Raw genomic sequence first — 3,650 nt, forward strand, 5'->3', positions numbered from 1 at the left:
GGCCGGCATCGCGTCGAGCAAGTTAGCCATCATTTCCAGGTCGATCATCGACGCTTCATCCACCACCAGCACATCCAGCGGCAAGCGATTATCGGCGTGATGGCGGAAATGTCGCGTGCCGGGACGACTGCCCAGCAAACGGTGCACGGTGGTGACGTCAGACGGGATCTGGCCGCGAACCGATTCGGCGATGGCCAGGGTCCGGACCTGTTGGCTGATCGACTCCGTGAGCCGGGCCGCCGCTTTGCCGGTGGGTGCAGCAAGGCGGATGCGCAGCGGTTTACCGGCTTCCACGGCAGGCGCCTGGAGCAAGGCCAGCAAGCGCACGACGGTGGTGGTCTTGCCGGTTCCCGGGCCGCCAGTCACGATGCTGAACGCACTGCGGGTTGCCAAGGCACAAGCGAGTTTTTGCCAATCGATTACTTCACCGGTTTTGGCGGAACCGAACAAACCGGTCAGGCGTTGGGGTAAATCATCGGGCGTCGTTTCGTGTTCAGCCAAGCGCAGGCGCAGGGCATCGTCGATGCGTCTTTCGTAAGCCCAGTAGCGGCGCAGGTACAGACGCTTGCCGGATAAGACCAAGGGCCGCGATTGCGCTGATTCACGTCCGTCTGCGGCCAGCGCCACCAGAGTGCTGGAAGCCAACACCTTGCACCAACGGGCTCCATCCAGCGCTTCCAGCAATTGCGACGGCAATACCATCGCGCCACTGTGCAGATCACCTTCAGGGGGCAGCGACAAGGCGAAATCCGGTTCTTTGAGGGTCTCGAACAAATCCAGACACACATGGCCATGGCCCAGTTGGTGACTGGTCAGCGCGGCGGCAAGCAGAACCAATGGATCATCCTCGGGAGCGAGTTCATGGAGGAAGGCGACGAAGGCCTTGTCCAGAGCTCGCAACCAGCCTCGCTCGACCCAGCGCGACAGTAACAGCAGCAGGTCATCGGCACGACTCAACGGCGCCAGATCCGCCAGGCTTTCGGCCGCCAAGGGTGTGGGCAGCAAATCGGCGAAGGTGCGGCTCATAGCAGTACTCCCTGTTCCCACGCGGGTTCGGCCTTGGGTTCTGGCTTGCCCTGGAACATACCGTCCAGTCRCTCGATCAGTTCTTTGGGTGGACGGGCAAAATATGCGCCTTGGGTGGCGGCACGCGTACCGCGCAAGAACAGATAGACCGCACCGCCGACATGCCGGTCGTAATCGTAGTCGACAAGCCGCGCCTTGAGTTGACGGTGCAAGGCGAGCAGGTACAAGACATATTGCAGGTCATAGCGGTTGTCGAGAATCGACTGTTCCATGGCCTGTTCGGTGTAGGCAGCGTCATCAACGCCCAGCCAGTTGGATTTGTAGTCGGCGACGTAGTAGCGACCTTCGTGCTCGAAGGTGAGGTCGATAAAGCCCTTGAACATGCCATTGAGCAAGACCGGTTCGGCCGCCACTCGGGCAACGCCGTTGTGGGTGTGTTGGCACACCAGTTCATCCAGTTTGAGCACGTCGACTTTATGGCTGGCGAACCAGAACTCCATCTCGACGCGGTACTGGGTCAATTGCTCGAAAATCACTGGTGCCGGCCCGCCGCCGAGGTGCAGCGGGGACTTGAGCAAATGTTGCAGCCAATCGCTCAGCGTGGTGATCCAGCCTTCCCAGCCACGGCGATTGCAGCGCCGGGCAATCGCGTCTTCGATCGCTTGCGGGGTGGCGGAAAAACCTTCGTCACCGGCCCATTCCAGCAAACCATGGAGAAAGGTGCCGGGGTTAGGGCCTCGCGGGAATCGATGGATATCACCACCACCGGATGTCACTTCTCGTGGCGCGTGCGGATCGAGGCGTTCGTCGTCGAAGAGCTTTTGCGCTTGCGGGTTTTCCGGTGCTTCGTCAGTGCCCACGCTCAGACGGTCACCGATGCGCAATGCACTATAGGAGGCGATCCACCAGTTTTCACTGGCCTTGCGTTTGGGTACGCGCAACGCCAACAAGGTCGCCTGGTTTTGCGGCGGCTGGTAAAGCTCGGCGGTGGCTTGCGGCATTTCCGCGTAAGTCAGCGCCAGGCAGTCCTGCTGTAAATCTTCCAGCCACCGTTTCAAGCCTGCCGATTCGGCCAATGGCAAACCACCGCCCAACAGGTAGCCCAATGCCGAAAGGTGCAATACCGAACTGTTGTTATTGCCGCGTTTGAGATCCGTAACACCGAGCCAGCACACATGTTGCGCACGAGTCAGGGCGACATACAGCAAGCGCAGATCCTCGGCCAGACGCTCATCGTCGGCCAGGGCAATCAACTCGGCAGTCGGCTTCAGCGACACCTGAGCCTTGCCGTTTTCGTCGTGGTAATGCAGCGGCAGACGACTGCCATCCACCGGTTTCGCCGAACAGATGAAGGGCAGAAACACCAAGGGATATTCAAGGCCCTTGGACTTGTGAATGGTCACGACCTTGACCAATTGTTCGTCGCTTTCCAGGCGCAGGATCTGCTCTTCGCCGGCTTGGCCGGACAACGCCAGATGCTCGGACAAATGACGAATCAGCGCCTGCTCGCCGTCGAGTTCGGCCGCTGCCTGCTGCAGCAATTCGGACAGGTGCAGCAGGTTGGTCAGTATTCGCTCCCCGTCGCTGCGCGCGATCAATGCCTGCGGGAGGTGGAAGTCATGCAGCAAACGTCGCAGCATCGGCAGCACGCCTTGCTTGCGCCAGAGCTCGCGGTAGCCACGGAACTGCATGACCCGAGCTTCCCAAGCCAGTTCGTCCTGATTCAATCGCTCCAGTTCAGCCAGCGACAGATTCAGCGTGATGCAGGCCAACGCGGCTCGCAGAGGCCGCTCGACATCGGGCTCGGCACAGGCCTTGAGCCAGGTCAGCACGTCGTGAGCTTCTTGTGCGGYGAACACCGAGTCCTTGTCCGACAGATAAACGCTGCGCACACCTCGGGCCGAGAGTTCACCACGCACCGCTTGTGCTTCTTTGCCGTCGCGCACAAGGATCGCGATATCCGCTGGCAGCAGGCCTCTGAAGTCCTTGCCAGCCTCGACGAACCCCGCTCGCCCTTGCTGTCCGCCGTTGAGCAGTGCCGTGATTTCACTGGCGCAGGCAGCAGCCAATTGTTGCCGGTACACAGCACCGGACAGCGGCTGTTCTGCGGACAAATGCCAGATATTCAGGGACGGGACCACCTGACCTTCTACATGCAAAACCTCTTTACGGCCCTGGGATTCGACGGGCAAAAACGGTACGGGGTTTTCACCATTCTTTTCCCGAAACAGGAACGCCCCGCGCCCCAGCTCACGAGACTCTGCGCGTTCGAATACGTGATTCACCGCACTGACCATACCGTGGCTGGAGCGAAAGTTGGTGCCCAGCGTATGCAATCGACCGGTAGTGGCCTGACGGGCGCGCAGGTAGGTGTAAATGTCGGCGCCACGAAAAGCATAAATCGCCTGCTTCGGGTCACCGATCAGGAACAGGCCGCATTCCGGATTGTTATCTTCGATGCGATAGATGCTTTCGAAGATTCGGTATTGCACCGGGTCGGTGTCCTGGAACTCGTCGATCAACGCGACCGGGAACTGCTCACGAATCAAGGTGGCCAGGCGCTCGCCGCCCTCGGATTGCAAGGCGGCATCAAGGCGCAGCAGCATGTCATCGAAGCCCATCTC

The 3,650-nt window shown here is 60.3% G+C and carries 2 protein-coding genes; both read right to left on the minus strand.

Annotation, left to right across the window (positions count from 1 at the left end; genetic code table 11):
* A partial coding sequence (locus tag AC1DRJ_RS21580; RefSeq protein WP_477803925.1) for an AAA family ATPase occupies positions 1-1,026 on the minus strand: 1,026 nt, incomplete at its 3' end.
* The coding region (gene recB, locus AC1DRJ_RS21585; protein WP_477803926.1) for an exodeoxyribonuclease V subunit beta at positions 1,023-3,650 on the minus strand (2,628 nt) is incomplete at its 5' end. The genes AC1DRJ_RS21580 and recB, both read right to left, overlap by 4 nt.

This window comes from Pseudomonas sp. P5_B2 (genome assembly GCF_056400445.1).